Raw genomic sequence first — 22,955 nt, forward strand, 5'->3', positions numbered from 1 at the left:
TCAGGCCGTGGATTGCCCGGAATCGTGTGCCGATGCCATCGCCTGGTCGTCGTCGGAGGGTGTGCCGCCGCGGGTGAAGCGGATGGTGCCGTCATCGATGCGGCCGTAGCGGAGGGTGAGCACGTCGTGGGCGTAGCTCATGCCCAGCCGCCACGGAGCCCGCGAACCCGCTTTGGGGAATCGGTCGATGTCGCGCAATACGTAACCGGCCTGGAAGTCCAGCAGCGGTGTGGGTGTCACGGCGGGGTCGGGCCACGGGGTGGTCTGCCGGTAGCCGCCTGCGTCCATGTGCCGCAGCAGTCGGCAGACGAATTCGCTGACCAGATCGGCTTTCAGCGTCCAGGACGCGTTGGTGTAGCCGATGGTGAACGCGAAATTCGGCACTCCGCTGAGCATCATGCCCTTGTAGGCCATGGTGTGCTGCAGTGCGACCTCGTGTCCGTCCACCGTGAGGCGCAGGCCGCCGAGCGCGAGCAGTCGCAGCCCGGTCGCGGTCACCACCACATCGGCGTCGAGCTCGCGGCCGGATGCCAGGCGCAGCCCGGTCGCGGTGAACCGGTCGATGCGATCGGTGACCACCGTGGCGCGGCCGTCGCGGATGGCGCGGAACAGGTCGCCGTCCGGCACCAGGCACAGCCGCTGATCCCACGGCTGGTAGACGGGTTTGAAATGGGTGTCGACGTCGTAGCCTGCGGGCAGTTGCTTGACGGTCAGGTTGCGGATGAATCTGCGCATCTGCCGGGGCCGCCGTCGGCTCAGCTGGTAGATCAGTGTGCTGACCAGCACGTTCTTCCATCTGACCACGGTGTAGGCCCGTTTCGGTCCCAGGAGTGCGCGCAGCCGGTTGGCCAGGGCGTCGCGGGCGGGCACGGGCAGGATGTAGGTCGGGGAGCGTTGCAGCATCGTCACGTGCGCGGCGGTGTCGGTCAGCGCGGGTACCAGGGTGACCGCGGTGGCGCCGCTGCCGATGACGACCACCCGCTTGCCCGCGTGATCGAGGTCGGTGGGCCAGTGCTGCGGATGCACCAGCTGTCCGCGGAAGTCGCCGATGCCGGCGAACTGCGGGGTGTAGCCCTCGTCGTAGTGGTAGTAACCGCTGCACACGAGCAGGAAGTCGCAGGTGAATTCGCGGGTGCCGCCGTCGTGTTCGGCCGACACCTTCCAGCGTGACTCGGCGCTGGACCAGGATGCTTCGGTCACCCGGTGCCCGTACCGGATGAACCGGTCGATGCCGGCGTCGGCGGCCGTTTCGCGGATGTAGCGCAGGATCGCGGGACCGTCGGCGATGGCTTCGGCTTGCGTCCACGGGCGGAATCGATATCCGAGGGTGTGCATGTCGGAGTCCGAACGCACTCCGGGGTAGCGGAACAGGTCCCAGGTACCGCCGAGAGTGTCGCGTGCTTCGAGGATCGCGTAGGTGCGGTGCGGGAAGGCGGCCTGCAGGTGGTGGGCCGCGCCGATGCCGGACAGGCCCGCTCCGATGATGAGGACGTCGAGGTGTTCGCTCATGCCCGTGCTCCTTTCGGTTCCCGGGTGCGCAGGCTGCGCTCGAGCAGCGCGACCACACCGTAGTAGTGGGTGGGTGTCACCCGTGCCAGGGCGTCGAACAGGTAGGCGTCGGGGCCGACGAGGATGCGGGACTTGCCGTGTTCCACTCCGCGGCGGATGATTTCGGCCGCCTTCTGCGGCGTGGTCAGTGCTATGGTCTCGAATTCCGCCGCCATCTGCTCGTGCGTCCGGCCCCGGCCCTCGGGGTCCTTGCGGACGCGGGCGTTGCGGGCGATGTTGGTGCTGATGCCGCCAGGGTGGACGTTCACCGCGGATACACCCGTGCCGCGCAGTTCCTGGCGCAGGGCGTCGGTGAACCCGCGGACGGCGAATTTGGCCGCGCAGTAGGCGCTTTGGTTGGGCATGCCCAGCAGCCCGAACACGCTGGAGGTGTTGACGATCACGCCGTGGTCCTGCTCGACGAGAATGGGCAGGAAGGCGCGGGTGCCGTTGACGACTCCGTCGAAGTTGATGCGCCGCAGCCATTCGTCGTCTTCGGCCACGGCGTCGAGCACCGAGGAGGAGACCGCGACACCGGCGTTGTTGAACACCGCGGCCAGCGGCGCGGACAGCCAGTCGCGGACTTCGTCGGCAAAGGCGAGCTGATCGGCCGCGTCGCGCACGTCCAGGACGCGGGTCAGCACCGGCCCGGTCAGCGACGCCGCCGTCTCCTTCAGCCCGGCCTGGTCGATATCGGCGATCGCGACGGGAGAGCCGGTGCGGGAAAGCAACTGGGCGAGGCTGCGCCCGATCCCCGAGGCCGCGCCGGTGATCATGACCGGGCGGCCGGATAACGGCCTACGGATGCGGGGCATCGATGCTCCTGCTTTCGGACGTGCGGATGTGTTCGTGGATGAGGTCGGCGAGTGTCGGCCACACCGCGGCGGGCAGGTCGTGGCCCATACCCGCGAGGGTGTGCAGGCGCGCGTGCGCGATCGCGCGAGCGGTGGCGCGGGCGCCGGTCGGGGCGACCATCCGGTCACGGTCGCCGTGCAGCACCAAGGTCGGGGCGGTGACCGCGCGCAGTTCGCGGGTCCGGTCACCGGATTTCACGATGCCCGCCAATTGCCGGCCGACGCCCGCTGCGGGCCCGGGGTCGCGATCCCAGGTGCGGGCGGCTCGCGCGCGCACGGCGGACTCGTCGAAAAGGTATCCGGCCGAGCGGATGTGCCGGTACATGCGCACGGTGCGATCGATGTGCTCGTCGCGGGTGCGTGCCGGTCGGGCGAACATCAACCGCCAGGTCGACCAGGCCGGGCGGCCGACCCGCGCGGCGCCGGTGGTGGACATGATCGAGGTCAGGGATGCGACCCGGGCGGGATGGTGGGCGGCGACGGTCTGGGCGATCATTCCGCCCATCGACATGCCGACCAGATGCGCCGAGGGCAGCTCGAGCGCGTCGAGCAATCCGACGGTGTCGGCGGCCAGATCGGCCAGCGTGTACTGCTCGCGATGCCAGCGCCGCCGCAGCATCTGCACCGGCGCCGGTGGCGGGAAATTCGCGTGCGTCGAGCGGCCGACGTCCCGGTTGTCGAAACGGACGACCTGGCAGCCGCGCGCGACCAAGAGCTCGCACAACCCGTCGGGCCACTCGTGCAACTGTTGACCCAATCCGGCGATCAACAGCAGTGGGACACCGCCGGAGCCGTGCTGCTGGTAGGCGAGGGTGACGCCGCCGCCGACTTCGGCGAACTGCTCGCTCATACCGCCGCCTCGGCGGTGCGGTCGAGCGCTCGCCCACTGGACGGCGGTGTGCGACGGCGCACCACGGCGCGGCCCTTCTCGGCCGGGACGAGCGCGACGCCGCGGAAGTGCGTGCGCTCGTCGCGGGCATCGGTGGGTTCGAGCGTGAAATCGCGCAGCAGCGTGCGCAGCACGACGTTCATCTCCATGGTGGCGAACGCGGCGCCGATGCAGCGGCGGCTGCCGCCGCCGAACGGGATCCAGCTGAATGTGCCAGGACGGACGCCGACGAATCGGTCGGGGTCGAAGGCGCGGGCGTTCGGGAAGAGTTCCTCGTTGTCGTGCATCAACCGGATGTTGGCCACGACCTTCTGGCCCTTGGGCAGGGTCCACCGGCCCAGCTGCAGCGTTTCGGCCCGGACCTGCCGGAAGGTCGCGTCGATGACCGGCCGCACGCGCTGCACCTCCAGCAGCGTCGCCTCGCGCAGTTGTGATCCGCCTGCATCGGCTTCGGCGACCAAGCGGCGCAGGATATCCGGGTGCCTGCGCAGCCGCTCGATCGTCCACGACAGCGTCGTCGCCGTCGTCTCGTGTCCGGCGGTGAGCAGGGTCAGCAATTCGTCGGCGATCTCACTGTGTGACATGGCCGAGCCGTCGTCGTAGCGTGCTAGCAGCATCATCGCGAGCACGTCGTCGCGCTCCTCGATCCGGTCGCTCGCGGCGCGGTCGATGAGTTGTCCGACGATCTCGTCGTAGCGGCGGCGGTAGGCCGCGAAGCGGGCCCAGGGGCCGAACCGGCCCAGCGCCCGCTGGGGAACCGGGATCGCGGCGAGACCGGAGCCGATCAGGACGAGTCTGGGCAGCAGTCGGCGCAGTTCTTCGAAATCCGCGCCTTCGGCGCCGAAGACCGCGCGCAGGATCACGTTCAGCGTGATCCGCATCATCGAGTCCATCGTCGCGAACTCGCGGCCCGAGGGCCAGGACGCCATCTCGCGGACGGCTTCCTCCTCGATGAGCGATTCGTACACTGTCAGTCTGCGGCCGTGGAAGGGTGGGGTGAGCAGTTTGCGCTGCTTGCGGTGTTCGTTCCCGCTGAGCGCGAACAGCGAACCAGGACCGAGGAATTGACCGAGGTTGATGTCGATGTTGTCGACGAGGTCGGCGCTCGCGGTGAACAGGGCTTTGATCTCGGCGGGGTCGGCGAGTACGACGGACCGCCCGAATCGGGGCATCTGGATGGTGAAGGCCGATCCGTAACGGTCGTGCATGCGCCGCCAGGTCCGGGTGCGCCCCGTCAGGATCTGCAGGTTCTGCACGATCGGCGGGGTGGATGGCCCGTCGGGAAGTCGCACAGCGGGCATACGCCCACCTCCTCGTGTGGTACTTCGATGTACCACCCGTACGGTACGCGCACGTACCACGTTGTGGCAAGGCTCACATCATGCCGACCCGGGTTGCCGCCGCGATCCCGTCAGCAGTCGTCCCACAATGCCGCGCTGTGGGCGGCGAGCAGAGCGGCGATGCGGTCGAGCGCTTCGGCGGCGGGCAACGGGTCGAGGCGGCGGCCGTCACGCAGCCGCAACGCCACACGGTCGGCGGTGAGTTCCTCCGCGCCGATGATCGCCTGATACGGCGCGAGCCGGTGCTCCCGGATGCGAGCGGCGAGGCTGCCGCGATCCGGCGGCGCGACCGCCACCCGCAGCCCGCTCTCGCGGCAACGGCGTTCGAATCGGGCGGCCGCGCAGTGCTGGGCCTCGGTCACCGGCAGCACGACCACCTGGGTCGGCGCCAGCCAGGCCGGGAACCGGCCGCCGTGGCATTCGATCAGATGGGCCACGGCCCGTTCGATGCTGCCGATGATGCTGCGGTGCACCATGACCGGACGGTGCGCGACGCCGTCGGCGCCGGTGTAGCGCAGATCGAACCGCTCCGGTTGATGGAAATCGACCTGCACGGTGGACAGAGTGGCCTCCCGTCCCGCGCTGTCGCGCACCTGCACGTCGATCTTCGGGCCGTAGAACGCGGCTTCGCCGTCCACCGCGTCGTAACGCAGGCCGCGCTCGTCCAAGGCGGCGGTGAGCACGGCAATCGACCGCTCCCACAAACCCGGAGCGGCAACGTATTTCCCGCCGCGACCGGGCAGCGACAACCGGTAGCGGGCGGCGCGGATGTCCAGTGCGGCATAGGCGTCGGCGATCATCGCCAGCGCTGCGGCGACCTCGTCGGCGGCTTGATCGAGGGTGCAGAAGATATGCGCGTCGTTGAGCTGGATCCCGCGCACCCGGGTCAATCCGCCCAGCACGCCAGAGAGCTCGGAGCGATACATGCCACCCAATTCCGCTATGCGCAGGGGTAATTCGCCATAGCTGTGCGCACGGGAGCGGAACAGCAGCGCGTGATGGGGACACAGGCTCGGGCGCAGCACCACCTGCTCACCGCCGAGATCCATCGGCGGGAACATCTCGTCGCGGTAATGCTCCCAGTGTCCGGACAATTCGTAGAGTTCACGTTTGCCGAGCACCGGCGAATACACGTGGTGGTAGCCCGCGCGGCGTTCGGCGGCGCGGATGTAATCCTCGAGGGCGTGGCGCACGGCCGCGCCGTCCGGCAGCCAGAACGGCAGTCCCGCGCCGATGAGCGGGTCGGTATCGAATAGATGCAGCGCACGGCCGAGGCCGCGGTGGTCGGGCATGATGGTCTCCTCGTCGATACAGGGCGAGTGACCACGAGACGAAACCCCGGGGCACTCGCCCCGGAGCTGGAATGAACGTGGATCAGCGCGCCGGGACGAATTCCGGCGTCGTCGTCACAGCCGCGCGCTCCATGCCGGTGACGCTAGCAGAGGCGTCCGCGCCCGCGCACGAGAGTTTTCAAAGCGGCCACCGGCGCGACGGCTCTGACGCATAATCGAGTTCGACTGGCACGCAATGACATCGGGGGTCGATGGGGACGCGCAGAGCGGTGCTGCAAGCGGGAATGGTCCTCCCGCTGGCTGCCGCGTGCGCGCCGGAGGTGCTGCTGGGCGGCTCGGACGCGGTGCGCGTCGGCGTGTCCTGGAGCGGCCAGGAACTCGCCGCCTTCCACGCCGTCCTGGACGGGCTGGACCTCGGCTTCGAGGTCGAGGTCATCCCCCTCGGCGACAACACCGACACCGCGTTCACCGCAGGCGGCCGCTCCGCGCCGGACGTGGTGCTGCTTCCGCAAGCCGGGCGGGTGCGCGAACTCGCCGACGCGGGCAAACTGCGGCCCCTCGCCGAGACGGTGTGGGCCGATGAACTCGGCACCCGCTACGCCCAACCCTGGCAACTGTTGCTGCGCTACCAGAGTCGGCTCTACGGTGTGCCGTTCAAAGCCGCGGACAAATCGCTGGTGTGGTTCGACCGCCAACAGTTCGACACCCACGGCTTGGGTGAGCCGGCGGCATGGACGCTCGACGGCTGGGTCGACCGGATGGAGGTGCTCGCGCAGACGCCGACCCGCCTGCTGGCGCTGGCCGCCGCCGACGGCTGGGTGCTCACCGATTTCTTCGAGAACGTCCTGCTCGCCGAATCACCCCGCATCTACGACGAATTGGCCTCCAAGAACCACCGGGAACGGGAATGGGACAACCCGGCGGTGCGGGCCGCCTTCGGTCATCTGGGGATTCTGTGGGGACAGCGGCACGCGTTCCCCGGTGGCGTCGGCGTCGCGCTGACCAGGCAGTTCTCCGACGCCATCCGAGAGGTGTTCCAGCATCGCCGGGCCGCGGCGGTCGTGGCGCCGGACTTCGCCGAACCGATCGTGCGCAGCGCGGTCCGCGCGTCCGGGCGCGAGATCGACGACGCCGTCGGGGTGGTGGCCTTCCCGCCGGTGGACACCGCGCCGGGGCGGCCGAAGATCGTCGGCGGTGACGTGATCGTGGTGACGCGGCAGGCGACCCCGCGCGCGGACGAACTGGTCGAGAAACTGGCCGCCGCTCGCGCCCCCCTGCCGTGGATCGAGCGCTACGGCGGCTTTCTCGCCCCGAACTTGCGCACCGAGGCGGACTACTCGCCGCTGCTGGCGCCCTCGGCAGGTGAGCTCGCCGCGCGCAGCACCTTCGATCTGTCCGACCGGATCGGGCCGGTGGGCGGACGGGAAGGATTGTGGCGGGTGCTGACGGAGTTCCTCATCGCGATCGGCGATGGCGGGCAGGCACGAACGACCGAGGCCACCGACCGTGCCATCGCCGCGCTGGACGACGTCGATCGGCGGGGCCGATGACGATGCCTCCGGATTTCGACGTCAACGGTCTGCGCATCGAGCTGGCCACCCGCCGCATGCGCGGGCCGCTGGTCGCGGGCGGCAGGCCACGGCGCTGGCTGGGCTGGGTGGCCGGGCTGCCGGCGACGCTGCTGACGGTGGCGCTGCTGGTGCTACCGGCGGGATGGACCGTGCTGATCGCCGCCCGGGCCAGCCCGTTGTCGGTGCTCGCGTGCGCGGTCGCGGCGACCGGTGCGCTGCTGCCCGCCGCGCTGCGCAGGCGGCGGGGTGTGCCGTGGATCCGAATTCTGCTGTGGCCGTTGTCGATCGGTGCCACGATCGCCGGACTGTGGCTGCTGGGCGGCACGATGAACGCCGACGGTCGCGGCGCGTACCTGCGCACACTGTTGTGGGTGGCGTTCGGGATCGGGCTGCTGCTCGTGGCGCTGGCGATCGCCTGGTGGGGCCGGGCGGCGCGCTGGTTGTGGCTGCCGCTGATCGTGCCGTTCGGGGTGTCGGCGTTCGTGTCCGGGGTGGCGTTCCGGGTGATCTTCGGCAACGGCGCGCGGTGGCTGGACATCGAGGACGTCGGGCTCTACCGGTGGTGGCTGGCGGCGATGCTCGGGTCGGCGTTCCTGTGGACCTGGCTGGGTTTCCTCACCGCGCTGTTCCGCGCGGGAATCCATGCGATCGAAGCCGATCCGGCGCGCGCCGGGTACCTCTACCGCGACGACGGCAGACCGCTGGCGGTCCGGCTGTACGAGTTGCTGCGGCCGGTGCTGCTGATCGCCGGACTGGCCGTCGGCGTCGCGGCCGCGCGGGTGTTCGACGTGGTGCTGATCGGGGTACCGGGGGCGCTCGAATACCAGGTCGACAGCGCGACCGTGCACTGGTGGCGGCTGGCCGCCGACGCCGAACCCGGCGCGGCGGCGGCCTACGCGCTGCCGCTGGCTGTACTCGTGGGCGCGGTCGCCTGGCTGCTGCAAGTGGACGTACGCCATCACCGCGCGAGTTGGTCGGCGGTGCGCGCGATCTCGGTGGCGGGACGGCGGCGCATCGGTCCGGTGCGGGCGGCGGGCATCGTGCTGGTGTCGGTGCTGGTGCTGTACCCGATCGGCGTGCTCGCCTATACCGGGTTGCGTACGCACGACGGCTTCGGCTTCTCGGCCATAGCTCTGGTGTCGGGCGACGACGGACTGTGGCGTTCGCTGCAGACCACCGCCTGGGTCGCGGGGATCGTCACGGTGGTCGTGGTCACCGCCGCCGCGCCGGTGGCCTACCGGCTGGCCGCGCTGCGACCCAACGGCACCGCCGCACGACTGGCCGTCGTAGCGCTGGTGGTGCTGGCGGTGACGCCCGCGCAGACCTACCTCGGGCCGATCGACGGTCTCGTCGACACGTACGAACTGTCCGGAACCCGCATCCCGCTGATCCTCGTGCACGCCGCCGCCGGACTGCCGATCGCCATCCTCGTGCTGCGCGGCGCGATGCTGTCCCCGCCGGGCAGCACCGCCGCGGACGCACTGCACGGACTGGCCAGTCCGGGGACCATCGCCCAGCGCGTGCTGGCCTCCTCCGGACCCGCGCTGGGAGCGGTGGCGGTACTGGAGTTCGTGCAGGTGTGGAACGACTTCTTCATCGGCCTCGTGGTCAGCGGAGCGGGCGCGAGCCCGTGGTCGCTGCTGCTGTGGGGCGAAGCACGGCAATTCGGCGAGAACAGCGCGCAACTGGCCGCGGGATCGCTGGCGTCGGCCGTGCTGCCGGTGGCGCTGCTGCTGGTGACCTGGCGGCGCTGGGTGGTGCCGGGCCTGACCGGTGGAGTGCTGCGATGACGCGAGCCGCCGGCGGCGAGGGAGGAATCGGGTGAGCACCTCGACCGAGCACACCGAACCGGTCGGGCAGACCGCCACACCCAGATCCTCGATCTGGATCGGGTTCCTTGGCACCGCGTCGCTGGTCGCCTACACGGTGTTGTTCGAACTGGTGCGCACCCTGGTGGTGAATTCGTTCGGCGAGAACGCCGTCGTGCAGTTCTTCAACGGGCCGCTGCGCTGGTTGTCGGTGCTGTTCATCGCCGCGGCGGCGACCTACGCGCTGTACCGGTTCGCACGCGGGTATCGCACCAAGATGCGCACCGCCCGCGACATGGACCTCATCGCCGGTCTCATCGAGCCGGGCCCCGCGCTCGCCGACCGGAGGCCCCGGGAAGCCGCGCCGCCGCGACGGACGGTCGCGGCGCTCGACGGGCATCTCATCGCCGCGGTCCTGCGGGACCTGCCGGTGCACGACTATGAAACCGTCGCGCTGCTGGCGGTGCTCAACGCCATTCGGGACACGCCGGGACGGTTGCCGCTGGCACGGGAACCCTCGGCCCGCACCGCGGCGAGACTGCTGGACGGTCTGCACCGCCGCGGAATTCTCGCCGGGCACGGTGCCCAGCGGTGGTGCGTGCGACAAGTGCCCAGGCTGCCGGATCGAGCGACGGTCACCGCCGGACCGCAGTGGGCCGCGGCGCTCACCGCGCTGCTGCACCACTACGCCGACCGCGCGGGGCGCTGGGCCATCGCGCTGGAGTCACGGCGTTTCGCGGTGGGCGCTCGGCGCTGGTTCGAAACCGAGGAACCGTACCTGCGCGCCCTGGTGGACGCGTGCGCGGCTCGAGTGAATCCACCGGATTCTCCGCATCCACCGGCTCGAGGCGTGGATTATCCCCCGGCGGCCGTCGCGCACCTGGTCGACATCGGCAACGCGTTGGACGTGTGGTACGCGCGTATCGGCCTGGGGGAGAACGGGCGCGGAGTGGCCGACGATCTGTGCTCGCTTCCCGAAACCGACGAGCTGAACCGCGATCTGCTGTTGTTGCGGGCGGGACGGCTCACCGAGCGGCCGCGCGGCTACCGGCCGCGGCGATTGTCGACGAGCTTGGCCGCCCGCTGGGAGCATCAGGCGGCGCTGCGGGAGCTGGACGCCGGCTCGCCGGTGCTGGACAAGGTGGCCGAGCAGCTGGAGACCGCGTGGTGGCTGCTGCCGCGTGACGACGTCGCCGGTGAGGTGTGCGCCCTGATCAATCTCGCCGTCGTGCACATCCGGCAAGGACGCCTCGACGCCGCGCAGGATCGTCTCGAACTCGCCGAGTCCCTCACCCGCGCCGGCCTCGATCCCGACGGACGCGCGCAGACCCACGAGACCATGGGCACGATGTGGTGGGCCCGCGGCGAACCCCGCCGAGCCCTGCGCTGCTGGCAGCTCGCCCTGACCGCCTACCGCGCCCTCGACGACGACCTCGGCATCGGCCGCTGCCTGCAACACCTCGGCTCCGCGATCGTCGTCGACCCCGACCACGCCACCCTGTTGCTCCCCACCGACCCACCCCTTACCCGCACCGAAGCCCTCCGCCAAGCCACCGGATGGCTCGCCGAAGCCCGGCGCAGGCATCCCACCGCCCGCCACGTCGAACACTATGCGGCACGCGCACATTCGCAACTGCGCGCCGATCGCGGCTTCCGCGACCTCCTGCGATCCCGCCGCCGCACCCCGCAGGCTCGGATCGATCAGTGGCCCGCATCCGTCGAAGATCACGCCCACCGGCCGCAAGACCTTCGCTGACCTGCCTGTGGCCCGGCCGTTCGAGTTCGCGACCCGCAGCAGAGAAGCGAACCCGGCCGCTTCGCCCTCCGCGACGCCCAGCGTCGATCACACCGACCATGGCGAGTTCGCTGTGCCAGACTACGAAGCCGTGCCGGAACTTCGCGTCGCGGTGATCGCCTCCCACAACGGATCCAATCTGCGTGCGCTGCACCGAGCTTCCCTTGTGGCGGACGCACGGTTCCGGATCGTGCTCGTCATCAGCAACAACAGCGACTCCGGTGCGCTGCGCTACGCCCGCGACAACGCGATTCCCGCCCGCCACCTGTCCGGACGCACCCACGACGACCCCGACGAAGCCATCCGCGCCGCGCTCGTCGAGTACTCGGCCGACTGGGTGGTCACCGCCGGATACCTGAAGAAGATCGGGCCGCGCACCAGAGCGGAGTTCTCCGGACGGATCATCAACGTCCACCCCGCACTGCTGCCCCGACACGGCGGCCCCGGTATGTACGGCGGGCAAGTGCATCAAGCCGTCCTCGACGCCGGAGATCCCGTCAGCGGCGTATCCGTCCACCTCGTCTCGGACGAATACGACACCGGACAGATCATCGCCCAGGTAGAGGTACCGGTCCAGCCGGGTGACACCGTCGAGACACTCGGCGCGCGGGTGCTGCACGCCGAACACACGTTGCTTCCCGATGTGGTGCGACGAATCGCTACCCGGCACACTGCCCGCTCCACTCTCGTCCTGGTCCGTCACGCTGAGCCGTTCACCCCTCGCGCGGGAGGGCCGGGCGACTACGAGCGGTCACTGACCGCGGCAGGCGAACAACAAGCCGAGCTGCTGGTCACCGACCTGGCAGCCCTGTCGCCCACCGTGATCTTCTCCAGCCCCTACCTCCGCGCAGTCCGAACCATCCAACCGCTCGCACGTCGCACCGGCTTGCCCATCGAAACCGACCACGATCTGCGCGAGTGGGAGTCCGGGATCGGCCCGACACCCGACTATGCGCGCTACTACTGTGAAAGCTGGGCCGAGCCGTCGCTCGCCAGGCCCGGTGGCGAGAGCCTGCGACAGTTGTCCGACCGGGCCGCGGCGATCCTGACGACGCTGGCGCACCGGCACCGCGGCCGGACCGTCGTCGTGGGCAGCCACGGGACGTTCATCTCCCGGGCGCTGATCGCGTTCGGTCGCGGCGAGGTCGACTGGGCATTCAGCCGCGCCATGCCGATGCCCGCGGTCTACCGGCTGGACTTCGAGGACGAACGCGTTCAGTCCACCGGTCCTGGCCTGCGACCGTGACTCGACCGAACAATATTGTGCCGGCGGCACTGTGCATGTCGAAGCCGGATACGCCCCCGAGCGTTGTGCTGAAGGATGAGCTGCTTGTCGGCGAGTGCGAGTTCCCGGTCGCGGCCGGCACGTGCGCGACGCCTCCGAGCAAGCTGGTTGGGGACCGCTACCGCTGGACACGACCGGTGCGCATGGCCGACCATGACCGACATGTTGCTCACGCGCGAGGCCGATCTGTTCGAACGCTCCAGGGGTCGCCTGGAAGCGATCGCCTACCGCTTGCTGGGCTCGGCCGGCGACGCCGAGGACGCGGTGCAGGAGACGTATCTGCGCTGGCAGGCCGCCGACCGCGAATACGTGGAGACGCCCGAGGCGTGGCTGACCAAGGTGCTCACCAATCTCTGCCTCAACCAGCTCACCTCCGCCCGTGCGCGCCGGGAAACCTATGTGGGGCAATGGCTTCCGGAGCCGCTGCTGGCCGGCGCCCCGATGCTGGGCCCGGCCGACACCGTCGAACAACGCGAATCGGTGTCGATCGCCATGCTCACGCTCATGGAACGGCTCACCGCCAAGGAACGCGTGGTGTATGTACTGCGCGAGGCCTTCGGCTACTCGCACCACGAGATCGCCGACCTGCTCGACATCACAGAATCGAATTGCCAGCAGGTCTATCGCCGCGCCAAACAGCACTTGGCCGTGGAACGGGCGCGTATCGAGGTGGACGAGACCGCCGCCCGCCGGATCGTGGAGGAATTCCTGGCCGCGGCGGTCAGCGGACGAACCGACGAGCTGGTGCGGTTACTCACCGATGACGCCGCCATCATCGGTGACGGCGGCGCCTTCTTCGCCACCTTGAACAGGCCGCTCGTCGGCGCCGAGCGCATCGCGATGTTCGTGCGGCTTGCCATCAAACCTACGGGTGCCAAGTGGGACAAGCTCGGCGGCAAGCCCACACCCTTCGCCGCGATCGTCAATGGCAGGCCCGCGCTGATCCTGGTGGCCGAGGATCGCATCGTCGGCGTCGTGGTGCTGGAGGTGACCGCCGACGGCATCGCCGCCATGCACGCCCACGTCAACCCCGACAAGCTGGCATTCGCCAATCGCCAGTGGGCCACCTACGCACCGGGAGAACCCCTGCCCGATTTATGGTGACCCACATCACACCCTGCTCCTGTCAGCATTCGTGCGGCTGTCCGGTTCAAGCTCCGAACCCACCGAGACAGGAGCAACACCATGAAGCACCGCATCGTCGTCCTCGGAGCCGGGTACGCCGGAGCCACCGCAGCCGGCCGCCTGGCCAAGCGACTGCACCGCGACGACGTCGAGATCACCCTGGTCAACGCCGATCCCGACTTCGTCGAACGGGTGCGCCTGCACCAGCTCGCCGCCGGGCAGGACCTGCCGGTTCGTCCACTGCGGAAGATGTTCGCGGGCACCGGCGTCCAGGTGCGCATCGCCTGGGTCGATTCGGTCGACGCCGACCGCAAGACCGTCGAACTGATCGGCGATCAGGGGGCCGAGACCCTCGCCTACGACACACTCGTCTACGCCCTTGGCAGCACCGTCGCCGATTTCGGCGTGCCCGGCGTTGTCGAACACGCCCACCAGGTGGCGAGCAAGCAGGCGGCGCTGCGGCTGCGGGAACGTCTGAGCCGGCTGCGGGCGGGCGAGACCGTGCTGATCGTAGGTGGTGGCCTGACCAGTATCGAGGTCGCCACCGAGATCGCCGAGGCGCGCCCGGATCTGAAGGTCGCGATGGCCGCGCGCGGCGGCGTCGGCGACTGGCTCGACGAGAAGGCACAGAGCCACCTGCGCGGCGCGTTCGAACGCTTCGGTATCACCGTCCACGAGCACGCCGACGTCATAAGGGTCACCGAAGATGGCGTGGTCACCCGATCGGGAGCGCAGATCCCTTCGCAAATGACCGTCTGGACAGCGGGATTCGCCGTGCACCCGATCGCGGCCGCCAGCACTCTGACCGTCTCCGAGACCGGGCGGATCGTCGTCGACGCTACCCAGCGCTCGGTCTCGCACCCGGATGTATACGCCGTCGGCGATGCCGCGCACGCCGCGGGAGTGGGTGGCAGGACGTTGCGCATGGGCTGCGCCACCGCCTCCCCGATGGCCTGGCTGGGCGCCGATGCCATTGCCGCTCGGCTGACCGGACGTGAGATTCCCGATGCCCCCATCGGCTACAACAGCCAGTGCATCAGCCTCGGCCGCCGCGATGCCATCGTGCAGAAGGTGACCAAGGAGGATCAGCCGACCTCCAAGGTCGACGTGGGCCGCAAGGCCGCCCGCGTGAAGGAGTTGATCTGCTCGCTCGCGGCCTGGTCCGTGAAGCACCCGACCCTACTGGCGCCGAGGCGGCGTCGCCGGGTCGTCGCGACCGGCGCAGGGGCTCCGGTCGCGACCGTCTGAGCGCGCGGGCGCGGAACCGGTGCAGGTCCGCCCCGGCCGGACAGGCTGGGGCGGACCTGTATGTTATAGCGGCCATTTCGCCTCACGCGGAGACTTGTCGGGGCGCAGCCCGCGCCAGCTGGGGTGGCGCAGGCCCTCGGAGGTGGCTTCGCGATATTCGATATCGCCGACGAGGACCGGCTCGACCCAGTGGGCGGATGCCGCCACCGCGCGCGGCGGAGGGACGTCGAAGGGCGTGTCGGAGCGGGACAGCTCGTTCAGGCGAACTTGCAGCGAACGGCGGTCGCGCATGGTCCAGCCGGTGCCGACATTGCCGACGTGCACCAGCTGATCGTTGTCGTCGTAGGCACCCAGCGCCAATGAGCCGAACGTCGCGGAGAAACGGCCCGTACCGGGCAGCCAGCCCGCTACGACGACCTCGGTCGTCTTGCGCAGCGGCGTCTTGATCCACAACGGAGACCGCCGCCCGGGGTAGTAGGCCGAATCGAGACGCTTGGCGACTATTCCCTCCAAGCCGTGTTCGCGAGCGACGTCGAGCAGCGTGTCGGCGTCGATATCGCGGTAGTACGGCGGGGTCCGGACCAGAGGCCGGTCCAGCGCCAGTTCCGCCAAACGCTCGCGACGCTCGGTGTAGGGCAGGTTCATGATGGACGCACCCTCGACAGCCAGGAGATCGAACGCCAGATACTGCGCCGGGAATCCTCGCAGCAATTCCGCGCTGGGGGAGACGACATGCATCCGCCGTTGCAGGCGAGCGAACGACGGCGCCCCCGTCTTCGGATCCGGCGCCACGATCTCCCCGTCGAGGATCAGCTCACCCCCCTCGCCCAGTTCGGCGAGAACCGCCGTGAGCTCAGGAAATGACCCACTGAGATCCCGATTGTTGCGACTGTAGAACCGGCATTCCCCCGCCCGGCACCGCGCGAGGGCGCGAATGCCGTCCCATTTCATCTCCAACGCCCACCGGCCGTGCTCCCGCGGTGGCCGTCCGGAGACGGCCAGCATCGGCGCCTGGACTGACAGCACTCAGTCAGCATATCGCCAGCAAATATCAGGTACGGGCTTCTCTCCACGGCACTTACACAAGGCCACTGGCACCCCACCCAGTGGGGGTTCGGCCAATCCCGCGCTGGTCAGCTGCCCGTCGGGGCCTCGCCGCAGAGCAGGGGTTGCAGGAGTGGGACGTACAGGTCGGCGACTTCGTCGGGGTCCAGTTGGGTGAGCTGGTCGGCTTGGACGGTCGCGTAGAGGGCGCCGAGGCCGAGCAGCACACCGATGGCCATCTCCGCTCGCAGCGGGGCGCCCGGGCCAGGGAGGCGGGCGGCGAGGGCGTCGATGACCTGCGTGCGGAAGTTGGCTCGTGCCTGCCCGCCGAGTTCCAAGTGGTGGCGGGAGAAGGCGATGCGCAGGATCGGGTCGCGGGTCTTTCCGCGTTGGGTGGCGATCAGATGCAAGACCATGTGCCGGGCGAGGCGGTCCAAGGGGGCGTCGAAGAGGGCGGTGGCGTCGGCGTCGAAAGTGAAGACCTGGGTGAACAGGTGTTCCTTGGTGCCGTAGTACTTCATCACGAGCGCCGGGCTCACGCCTGCGTCGTCGGCGATGGCGGCGATGGTGGTGTCGGCGTAGGCGTGGCGTGCGAAGGCGCGCCGGGCTGCGGCGAGGATGTCCGCACGGCGGGCGTCGGCATCACGCGGTCGTGCCGACCGGTCCTGGGCCGGGTCGGGCTTCGGCGGATCTATGGACCTCGATCGCAGGCGGGCACTGCGCGGAGAGGGGGAGTTCGGGTCGGACATCTTGTTCAGGCTCCTGGAGGAGGGACGGCGCGGATCGCGGCTGGCGCGGGACGAGACAGGCGGCCGCGCAGGCCAGCAGAGCGACCGCGCCTGCGACGGCGAAGGCCACCCGGTACCCGTTCAGGGTCGGCGCCGCCACGGCCACGCCCGCCGTGTCGGCGAACGGGCGGGTGTGCTGGGCCAGCACGGTGGCGACCACCGCGCTGCACAAGGCTTGCCCGATGGTGCGCATGAGAACATTGAGGCCGTTCGCTGCGGCGGTCTGCTCCAGCGGCACCGCCCGCATGATCAGCAGGGGCAGGGCGGAGTAGGCGAGTGCCGTGCCGACCGAGACCACGGCCGCGCCCACGATGACCGCCCACAATTGCCGACTGTCGGCGATGCGTAGGCCATAGCCGCCCGCGATGATCATCGTGCCCAGGGTGAGGGTGGCCTTGGCCCCGCGGGCGGCGGACAGGCGGGCGGACAAGGAAGCACACAACACCATGATCACACCGCTGGGCAGTAGGCATACACCCGCCGCCACCACCGAGAGCCCTAGACCGTACCCGGTGACCCGGGGCGCCTGGACCAGTTGCGCGGTGACGAGGGAGTTGGCGTAGAAGGCGAACCCGGCCAGCGACGCGGCCAGGTGGGGCAGCAGAACCGCCGGACGCATCGCGAGGCGCACGTCCACCAGTGGCCGCGACACGCGGCGCTGGTGGACAGTCCAGCCCGTCAGGATCAGCAGCGCCGTCCCCGACAGGCCCAGAACCCGCCAACTGCCCCAGCCCCACTCACCTGCCTTCGACAAAGCCAGCAGCAAGAACACTAGCCCCGCACTCAGCCCGCACGCCCCGAGTAGGTCGAAACGCCCCGGCGACCGGACCAGCTCTTTCCGCAGCAGCCGCCACGCCAGGGCGAGCACACCCGTCGAGAGCATGGTCATGGCCCAAAACATCGCGTGCCAGTCCGCGTACTGCACCAACAGCGCGGCCAGCGGCAGACCAAGAGCCGCGCCGATGCCCACCGTCGAACTCATCAGCGCCACCGAGGAACCCGTCCGCTGCGGCGGCAGCACACCCCGCAGGAAACTGATCGACAGCGGCACCACCGCCGCGCCCACACCCTGCAGCGCCCGCCCCACCAACAGCCACGGGAGGGTGGAGGCGAATGCGCACACCAGCGACCCGGCGGCGAGTGCCCCGAGCGCGAGCAGAAGCATCGGCCGCTTGCCGTACATGTCCCCGGCACGCCCAAGCAGCGGGGTGGCGACCGCGCCGGTCAGCAGCGTAAGTGTGACCACCCACCCGACATCGACCGGTGCCGCGCCGGTCAGCCGGGGCAGTTGCGGCAGCAGCGGCACGACTGCGGTCTGCACCAGCGTGGTGACGATGCCACCAGCCGCCAGAACGGCCATGACGCCACGGTCGGCAGTCGGAGACGTCGACGGATGCGAATCAATGGGCACAGCGAAACCCTCTCGGAGGTGAATGGCGTTCACCACCATAGGTGAACGCCATTCACCTCACAAGGGCCGGCCGCCGCCGCTTGCCACGCCGGCCACCGGCGTTCGACCCGCTATCTACCGGCACGCAACATGCTCGCCGCGGTATCAACCGGCTCGAACAACCCCGCACCGTCGCCGGCCGCTACGAAAGAACGCCGGCCGCCGCCTTGCCGTCCCGCTCGATATGAGCGATCGCTTCGTCGGTCAGTTCCGCCGCGGTTACGTCACCGGCACGCAATGCGGCCGCGCACTCTTCGGCCGACCGAAAATTCCACTCCGTGAATTCGACGGTGTCGGCCTGTCGCAGCGGACATAAAATGCCGCTTCGCAGCGGTGGATGGTGGAGCGGCCGACGCTGTATTCCTCGGCGAGGTCTGCCAGGCTCGCGTCATCGGCGGGGTCGTGGTAGCGGCGGTGGATCGTTTTCCGCTCGGCGAGAGATGGTTTCGGCTGCTTGCCCTCGAGGCGGCCTTTCGCGCGGGCCTTGGCCATGCCCTCGCGGGTCCGCAGGTGATCGGGTTGGCCTCGAATTCGGCAACCATGGTAAGGGTTTGCAGGAACAGCTTGCCGAACGGGTCGGCCCAGTCGTAGACCTGGCTGCCGAGCCCGCTGTTCCGGTGGCGGATCGGCATACGGAACACCACGACATCGTCCGGCCTTACCGGCTGATCCTGCGCGGGACCGTCACCGTGGCGAGTTTGTCCGGGTTGCGGATGGCGTAGAGGTTGGTGATCTGCCCGTCGGAGATCTCGATCAGGAAGACACCTTCGAGCAGCTCGCCGCGGTAGGCGACCATCGCGGGCGTGTTGTTGCAGGTGACCATCTCTATCCGCATGTCCGACGTCGGCTGCCTGGCGTGGAACAGTTTGATGAGGACTGCGGCCACCTTCTCCGCGCCCACCACCGGTCGCCGCGCCGCGGTGGCCTTGCCGCCGCTGTCGGCGGTCCAGGTGACCTCGGGAGCGAGGAGCGAGAGCAGCCCGGCCGTGTCACCAGTGGTCGCCGCTGTCATGAACTGTTCGGTGATGTGCGCGATCTCGGCTGCGTCGACGGGCTCGAAGCGTTTACGCCGCGCGTGTACGTGGGAGCGCGCACGGTGGGCCACCTGGCGCACCGTCATCACGGATTTGCCCACCGCTGCGGCGATCTCGTCATAGTCGAAGCCGAACACCTCGCGCAGCACGAATACCGCACGTTCGTGTGGAGTGAGTGTTTCCAGCAAAACGAGCATCGCCATCGATACCGACTCGGCGAGCACCATATCCGCCGATGCGTCGTGCTCGTCGACCAGCAGTGGTTCAGGCAGCCACGGGCCGATGTAGTCCTCACGACGGCGCGTGCCGGCGCGCACAGAGTTGAGCGCTTGACGGGTCACCAGCCGGGCCAGATACGACTTGGTGTCGCGCACCGTCGCAAGGTCCACCTCGGCCCATCGCAGATAGCTGTCCTGCAGCACGTCGTCGGATTCGGTCGCCGAGCCCAGGATTTCGTAGACGATCGTGAACAGCAACGGCCGCAGCAAGGTGAAACGCTCGGTGTGCTCGTCGGTCGTCATGCGGACCCGACCACCTGTCCGGTGGAGAACGACTGCTCAGGACGCGGGCCGCCCTTGAGCCAGGCCAGCGAACCCGGCTTGCGGGCCTCCCGGCGGATTTTGCTTACCCCGATCTTGCAGGTCATCTCCTTGATTCTCGCGCCCGCACGACCGCCGATGTAGAGGTTGATCGCGATGTCGTCTTTGCGCGCGAGCTGCCGGATACCGACATGGCGGCCGAGGCTGACGCAGGTTCCCAACAGGGCCAGGTCGATCGCCGCGGGTTCGGTGCCCGCGACGCGGCTCAGCACGGTATCGGCGGCCTGCGCCCCGAGCGGGCCCGCGCCCTGGCCACTCATCCGCAGCGGCTGCCCTGAAGGTGCGGCGGCGTCGCCGGTCGCCACGATGCGCTCGTCGTCGATGCTCGTCAGTGTCTCGTCGGTGAGCAACCGGCCGAGGGCATCGGTGCGAAGCCCGCTGTCTGCCGCCAGCTTCGGCACGCCGAATCCGGTCGTCCAGATGGTGAGCGTGCTCGGACGCATCCCCCCGTCGGCGAAAACGACCGCATCCGGCCGGACTTCGGTCACCTTGCTGGCCTCGAGCACGACGACATTGTGCCGCGACATCCACTTGGCGACGTAACGGCGACCCGGCGCACTCAGTGACGGCATCAGGCATCCACCACACACCAGAGTGACCATGCGTCCTTGTTCGGCGAGTTCAGCGGCCGTTTCGATACCCGTTGCCCCGCCGCCGACCACGGTGACCGGAGCATCGAGGGGCAACTCGTCCAGCCTGGCGCGCAGCCGCTGCGCAGCCTCGAATTCAGCGATGGGGAAAGCGAACTCGGCCGCACCAGGCACCGACGGTATGGCCGCCGTGCTGCCGACCGCGTAGATGACATGGTCGTAGTCCAGCGCGCCCCCCGACGCCAGTCGCACCGTGCGGGCGGCGGTGTCGATGCGCGTGGCGCTGTCGACCACCAGCTCGATGCCTTCACCGAGCAGCGTGCCGTAATCGACCGTCGCATCGCCGGTACCGGCAACCAACTGGTGCAGCCGGACTCGATCGACAAACCTCGGGCGGGGATTCACAAGCGCGATATCGACGTCGGTGCGCAGCCGCAGATGATTGGCCGCGACTGTGCCGGCATAACCGCCGCCGATAACGACGACCTTGTGGTGTGTGTTGTGTTCGGTCATGCCCTCAAGACACCGCGGATCACCGAGACATGACACGATGCGATGTGATGTGCGCCACTCACACTCGATGGAGTGAGTCGGAGTCATCCGCCGAGAGCAAGGCGGGTAGTCATGTTGAGTTCGACCTCGCCGTACGGCAGTACATGCGACCAGAACAGCGGGGTCAGGCCGCGCTCGTCCTCGGCGGTAAGTACGCCGTCCCAGTCCGGATCGGCGAGAACGTCTTGGACATTCACGTAGACCAGGGCGGCCTGGCAGATGAGCAGGCGCAGCACACTCATCTCCTGCTCGTCGCGCCGGTTGGACGCGATCTCGGAGGTCTTGCCGTAGTAGATGACCGAGTTGGCACTGTTCCAGGACTCGACCACGTTCAGGCCGCTGTTGATCTCCCGCTGCAATTCACGACTTCGGTAGCGCGGCTCCAGCGCCTTGGGTAGCCCTAGCAGCTTGATGGCGCCCTGCCGGCGCTCCTTGATCTCCAACCAGGGACAGTGCGGCAGTGCGGTGTGCAGGGCGTCGAGTTCGGCGCGCATCTCCTCGCGCAGGTCATTGATGAATTTCGTCGGATCCAGGGCTTTGCCCAGCTTCTCGTAGTGCGAAATGCGGCGTTCCTCGAAGTCGGCCGGCAGATCCTCGGCGGGGCTTTTACGACAGCTTCATGTACCAGGTGACACGATCCTTACCGGCACGCCGAGGCAGGTGGACCCGTGCACGGCCGGAAAATGTAGTCAAGGGCGCGATTTTCGCGGTGACCCGCGAGGGTGGCAATTGCTCTCGATGTGCGTCGCAGCCTTCATCGCGAGAATGCGGTGTTGCATTCAATGCGATTCATCCTGATTCCGGGCTCACAATCCGAGCTTGGTCACCGCGTTGTCTTCCAGGGGGTTGGCGGTGCGGATGTAGCCGTGAACGGTGCGCGGGTTGGTCCAGCGTCCCTGACGCATGATCTCGCGGTCGCTGGCGCCGCCGAGCGCGGCCTGTGTGGCGAAGCCGGCGCGCAGCGAATGCCCGGAGAACAGATCGGGGTCCAGCCCGGCCCTGGCGGCATAACGCTTGACAAGTTCGGCGACCGCCCGCCCGGACATGGCGCGGTCGCCGATCGCGCCGTGCCGGTTGACGGTGGGGAAGAGAGGTAGATCCGCGTCGGTGAGCGTGGTGCCGGTGAAGCCGTGGCAACGGTGGATGTCGGCCGATCTCGCGGGAAGGTCGGCGAGCCAGGACCGGACACCGATAGTCCCCGCAGCGGCGTGTGTTTCGCGTAGGCGTAGCCAGTCGGCGAGGGCGCAGACCGGGCAGGTCGCGGGACGGCGGCCACGGGGGAGCGCCACGCGCTGTTCGGCCGCGCCGGTAGGGTCGGTCTTCGTCGCGGGCAGCCGGATCAACAGAATCGGTTCGCCGGTCGTGTGGTCGAGACCGACTTCGACGTCCCCGATGCGCAGACCGGCCAGTTCACTGCGGCGAAGGGCGCCGGCGAAACCGACGAGCAGCACGAGCGAATCCCGGCGCCGGGCGGGTTCGGCGGGCCAGCCCGGTTCGGGTAGTCCGCCCAGCAGTTGATCGAGAGTGTGCAGCAGGACAGGGCGTTTGCGTCGGGGTTGCGCCCGCCGGGTGCGGCGGATGCCGCGCAGCGTCAGGCGCACCACATCGGATCGAGTCGGTGACGGCAGGCCGTTGGCCGCGTGCACCGCGGCGATCGCGGCCGACTTGCGTTCCAAAGTCGCGGGACTGAAGGCCCATTCGCCGCCGGCGCGGCGGGCGTCGGCCGCCGCCGCGAGATAGACGGCCACGTCGAGCGCGTCGGCAGGCAATGCCTGACGCCCCTCGGTGGCACACCACGCCGACCACGCCACCCAGTCGGCCCGATAAGCGCGCAGCGTGTTCGCCGACTGCGACGCTTCGAGATACCGTCGCAGCGATCCGGCTTGATCGTCATCGAAACGGTCACGCACCAGCCGCAGTGCCGCCGCATCGACCAGCACGCTGCGCACCCCACGGCGCAACTCGGTGCGCACCGACTCCGGAACCGCGACCACACTGGATCGATCGTCCATGGTTCGGCTCCCGCGTTCCTAACGATGACGGACTCGTTCGCGCCACGACTTTCGGCGCAGGAATGCCAGCCTACGGCACCGAAGCGGCGGCACTTGCGGAGTCTGTCGAGTGACAATTCGCCTGCGCTAGT

19 protein-coding genes are annotated in these 22,955 nt (G+C 69.1%); 6 read left to right on the top strand and 13 right to left on the bottom strand.

Annotation, left to right across the window (positions count from 1 at the left end; all coding sequences use genetic code 11):
- From ACL03I_RS07540 to thrS, 5 genes are all read right to left on the bottom strand, one after another.
- Positions 1–1,509 (bottom strand): flavin-containing monooxygenase, encoded by a 1,509-nt coding sequence (locus tag ACL03I_RS07540; RefSeq protein WP_397075759.1) that lies wholly within the window; start codon positions 1,507–1,509, stop codon positions 1–3.
- A complete protein-coding gene (locus ACL03I_RS07545) occupies positions 1,506–2,363 on the bottom strand; it encodes an SDR family NAD(P)-dependent oxidoreductase (RefSeq protein WP_356964416.1) in 858 nt (285 codons plus the stop codon). Before ACL03I_RS07545 ends, ACL03I_RS07540 begins: the two co-directional genes overlap by 4 nt.
- Positions 2,347–3,252 carry an alpha/beta fold hydrolase gene (locus ACL03I_RS07550; protein ID WP_412805489.1) on the bottom strand — a complete coding sequence of 302 codons (906 nt, stop codon included), beginning with the start codon at positions 3,250–3,252 and terminating at the stop codon, positions 2,347–2,349. The genes ACL03I_RS07545 and ACL03I_RS07550 overlap by 17 nt, the downstream gene beginning before the upstream one ends.
- The gene (locus tag ACL03I_RS07555; protein ID WP_412805490.1) at positions 3,249–4,592 is read right to left on the bottom strand and encodes a cytochrome P450; all 1,344 of its coding nucleotides are present in this window, start codon (positions 4,590–4,592) and stop codon (positions 3,249–3,251) included. Before ACL03I_RS07555 ends, ACL03I_RS07550 begins: the two co-directional genes overlap by 4 nt.
- Positions 4,593–4,702: 110 nt before the next feature.
- A complete protein-coding gene (gene thrS, locus ACL03I_RS07560; protein ID WP_412805491.1) occupies positions 4,703–5,923 on the bottom strand; it encodes a threonine--tRNA ligase in 1,221 nt (406 codons plus the stop codon).
- Positions 5,924–6,174: 251 nt separating this feature from the next.
- On the opposite strand from thrS, the gene ACL03I_RS07565 reads away from it, so the two are divergent.
- The 6 genes from ACL03I_RS07565 (at position 6,175) to ACL03I_RS07590 (ending at position 14,755) form a co-directional block, all read left to right on the top strand.
- Positions 6,175–7,473: an ABC transporter substrate-binding protein gene (locus ACL03I_RS07565; protein WP_412805492.1), complete on the top strand. Its 1,299-nt coding sequence runs from the start codon at positions 6,175–6,177 to the stop codon at positions 7,471–7,473.
- On the top strand, positions 7,470–9,284 hold the full coding sequence (locus tag ACL03I_RS07570) for a hypothetical protein (RefSeq protein ID WP_412805493.1): 1,815 nt from the start codon (positions 7,470–7,472) through the stop codon (positions 9,282–9,284). Before ACL03I_RS07565 ends, ACL03I_RS07570 begins: the two co-directional genes overlap by 4 nt.
- A gap of 31 nt (positions 9,285–9,315) precedes the next feature.
- On the top strand, positions 9,316–11,058 hold the full coding sequence (locus ACL03I_RS07575; protein WP_412805494.1) for a tetratricopeptide repeat protein: 1,743 nt from the start codon (positions 9,316–9,318) through the stop codon (positions 11,056–11,058).
- 112 nt (positions 11,059–11,170) lie between these two features.
- Positions 11,171–12,343 (top strand): formyltransferase family protein, encoded by a 1,173-nt coding sequence (locus ACL03I_RS07580; protein ID WP_412805495.1) that lies wholly within the window; start codon positions 11,171–11,173, stop codon positions 12,341–12,343.
- A gap of 201 nt (positions 12,344–12,544) precedes the next feature.
- Positions 12,545–13,486: an RNA polymerase sigma factor SigJ gene (gene sigJ, locus ACL03I_RS07585; RefSeq protein ID WP_397277951.1), complete on the top strand. Its 942-nt coding sequence runs from the start codon at positions 12,545–12,547 to the stop codon at positions 13,484–13,486.
- 81 nt (positions 13,487–13,567) lie between these two features.
- Positions 13,568–14,755, top strand: a complete 1,188-nt coding sequence (locus tag ACL03I_RS07590) for an NAD(P)/FAD-dependent oxidoreductase (protein ID WP_412805496.1) — start codon at positions 13,568–13,570, stop codon at positions 14,753–14,755.
- A 63-nt stretch (positions 14,756–14,818) separates the two neighbouring features.
- Here ACL03I_RS07590 and ligD read toward each other — a convergent pair whose 3' ends face one another.
- The 8 genes from ligD to ACL03I_RS07630 all read right to left on the bottom strand — a co-directional run bounded on the left by ligD (position 14,819) and on the right by ACL03I_RS07630 (position 22,824).
- Positions 14,819–15,760 (bottom strand): non-homologous end-joining DNA ligase, encoded by a 942-nt coding sequence (ligD, locus tag ACL03I_RS07595; RefSeq protein ID WP_412805598.1) that lies wholly within the window; start codon positions 15,758–15,760, stop codon positions 14,819–14,821.
- A 128-nt stretch (positions 15,761–15,888) separates the two neighbouring features.
- Complete coding sequence (locus tag ACL03I_RS07600) at positions 15,889–16,548, bottom strand: TetR/AcrR family transcriptional regulator (RefSeq protein WP_355074052.1); 660 nt, start codon at positions 16,546–16,548, stop codon at positions 15,889–15,891.
- Positions 16,442–17,947 carry an MFS transporter gene (locus ACL03I_RS07605; protein ID WP_412805497.1) on the bottom strand — a complete coding sequence of 502 codons (1,506 nt, stop codon included), beginning with the start codon at positions 17,945–17,947 and terminating at the stop codon, positions 16,442–16,444. Before ACL03I_RS07605 ends, ACL03I_RS07600 begins: the two co-directional genes overlap by 107 nt.
- A 309-nt stretch (positions 17,948–18,256) precedes the next feature.
- A complete protein-coding gene (locus tag ACL03I_RS07610; RefSeq protein WP_412805498.1) occupies positions 18,257–18,529 on the bottom strand; it encodes a hypothetical protein in 273 nt (90 codons plus the stop codon).
- Positions 18,530–18,695: 166 nt separating this feature from the next.
- Positions 18,696–19,592 carry an RNA polymerase sigma factor SigJ gene (gene sigJ, locus ACL03I_RS07615; RefSeq protein WP_412805499.1) on the bottom strand — a complete coding sequence of 299 codons (897 nt, stop codon included), beginning with the start codon at positions 19,590–19,592 and terminating at the stop codon, positions 18,696–18,698.
- On the bottom strand, positions 19,589–20,773 hold the full coding sequence (locus tag ACL03I_RS07620) for an NAD(P)/FAD-dependent oxidoreductase (RefSeq protein ID WP_412805500.1): 1,185 nt from the start codon (positions 20,771–20,773) through the stop codon (positions 19,589–19,591). Before ACL03I_RS07620 ends, sigJ (ACL03I_RS07615) begins: the two co-directional genes overlap by 4 nt.
- An 83-nt stretch (positions 20,774–20,856) precedes the next feature.
- Entirely contained in the window at positions 20,857–21,306 is a 450-nt protein-coding gene (locus ACL03I_RS07625; protein ID WP_412805501.1) for a Tn3 family transposase, read from the bottom strand.
- A gap of 312 nt (positions 21,307–21,618) precedes the next feature.
- The gene (locus ACL03I_RS07630; protein WP_355074040.1) at positions 21,619–22,824 is read right to left on the bottom strand and encodes a site-specific integrase; all 1,206 of its coding nucleotides are present in this window, start codon (positions 22,822–22,824) and stop codon (positions 21,619–21,621) included.
- Positions 22,825–22,955: the final 131 nt, after the last annotated feature.

This window comes from Nocardia sichangensis (genome assembly GCF_047200615.1).
In the GTDB taxonomy this organism is placed as follows: Bacteria; Actinomycetota; Actinomycetes; order Mycobacteriales; family Mycobacteriaceae; genus Nocardia; species Nocardia sichangensis.

Excerpts from the sequence above, each read along its gene's own strand:
- ACL03I_RS07630 (WP_355074040.1), bottom strand. The coding sequence starts at position 22,824 with ATGGACGATCGATCCAGTGTGGTCGCGGTTCCGGAGTCGGTGCGCACC.
- ACL03I_RS07625 (WP_412805501.1), bottom strand. The coding sequence starts at position 21,306 with ATGCGCGCCGAACTCGACGCCCTGCACACCGCACTGCCGCACTGTCCC.
- ACL03I_RS07555 (WP_412805490.1), bottom strand. The coding sequence starts at position 4,592 with ATGCCCGCTGTGCGACTTCCCGACGGGCCATCCACCCCGCCGATCGTG.
- ACL03I_RS07590 (WP_412805496.1), top strand. The coding sequence starts at position 13,568 with ATGAAGCACCGCATCGTCGTCCTCGGAGCCGGGTACGCCGGAGCCACC.
- sigJ (WP_397277951.1), top strand. The coding sequence starts at position 12,545 with ATGTTGCTCACGCGCGAGGCCGATCTGTTCGAACGCTCCAGGGGTCGC.
- ACL03I_RS07600 (WP_355074052.1), bottom strand. The coding sequence starts at position 16,548 with ATGTCCGACCCGAACTCCCCCTCTCCGCGCAGTGCCCGCCTGCGATCG.
- ACL03I_RS07610 (WP_412805498.1), bottom strand. The coding sequence starts at position 18,529 with ATGGCCAAGGCCCGCGCGAAAGGCCGCCTCGAGGGCAAGCAGCCGAAA.
- sigJ (WP_412805499.1), bottom strand. The coding sequence starts at position 19,592 with ATGACGACCGACGAGCACACCGAGCGTTTCACCTTGCTGCGGCCGTTG.
- ACL03I_RS07565 (WP_412805492.1), top strand. The coding sequence starts at position 6,175 with ATGGGGACGCGCAGAGCGGTGCTGCAAGCGGGAATGGTCCTCCCGCTG.
- ACL03I_RS07620 (WP_412805500.1), bottom strand. The coding sequence starts at position 20,773 with ATGACCGAACACAACACACACCACAAGGTCGTCGTTATCGGCGGCGGT.
- thrS (WP_412805491.1), bottom strand. The coding sequence starts at position 5,923 with ATGCCCGACCACCGCGGCCTCGGCCGTGCGCTGCATCTATTCGATACC.
- ACL03I_RS07540 (WP_397075759.1), bottom strand. The coding sequence starts at position 1,509 with ATGAGCGAACACCTCGACGTCCTCATCATCGGAGCGGGCCTGTCCGGC.
- ACL03I_RS07605 (WP_412805497.1), bottom strand. The coding sequence starts at position 17,947 with ATGGCCGTTCTGGCGGCTGGTGGCATCGTCACCACGCTGGTGCAGACC.
- ligD (WP_412805598.1), bottom strand. The coding sequence starts at position 15,760 with ATGCTGGCCGTCTCCGGACGGCCACCGCGGGAGCACGGCCGGTGGGCG.
- ACL03I_RS07550 (WP_412805489.1), bottom strand. The coding sequence starts at position 3,252 with ATGAGCGAGCAGTTCGCCGAAGTCGGCGGCGGCGTCACCCTCGCCTAC.
- ACL03I_RS07570 (WP_412805493.1), top strand. The coding sequence starts at position 7,470 with ATGACGATGCCTCCGGATTTCGACGTCAACGGTCTGCGCATCGAGCTG.
- ACL03I_RS07545 (WP_356964416.1), bottom strand. The coding sequence starts at position 2,363 with ATGCCCCGCATCCGTAGGCCGTTATCCGGCCGCCCGGTCATGATCACC.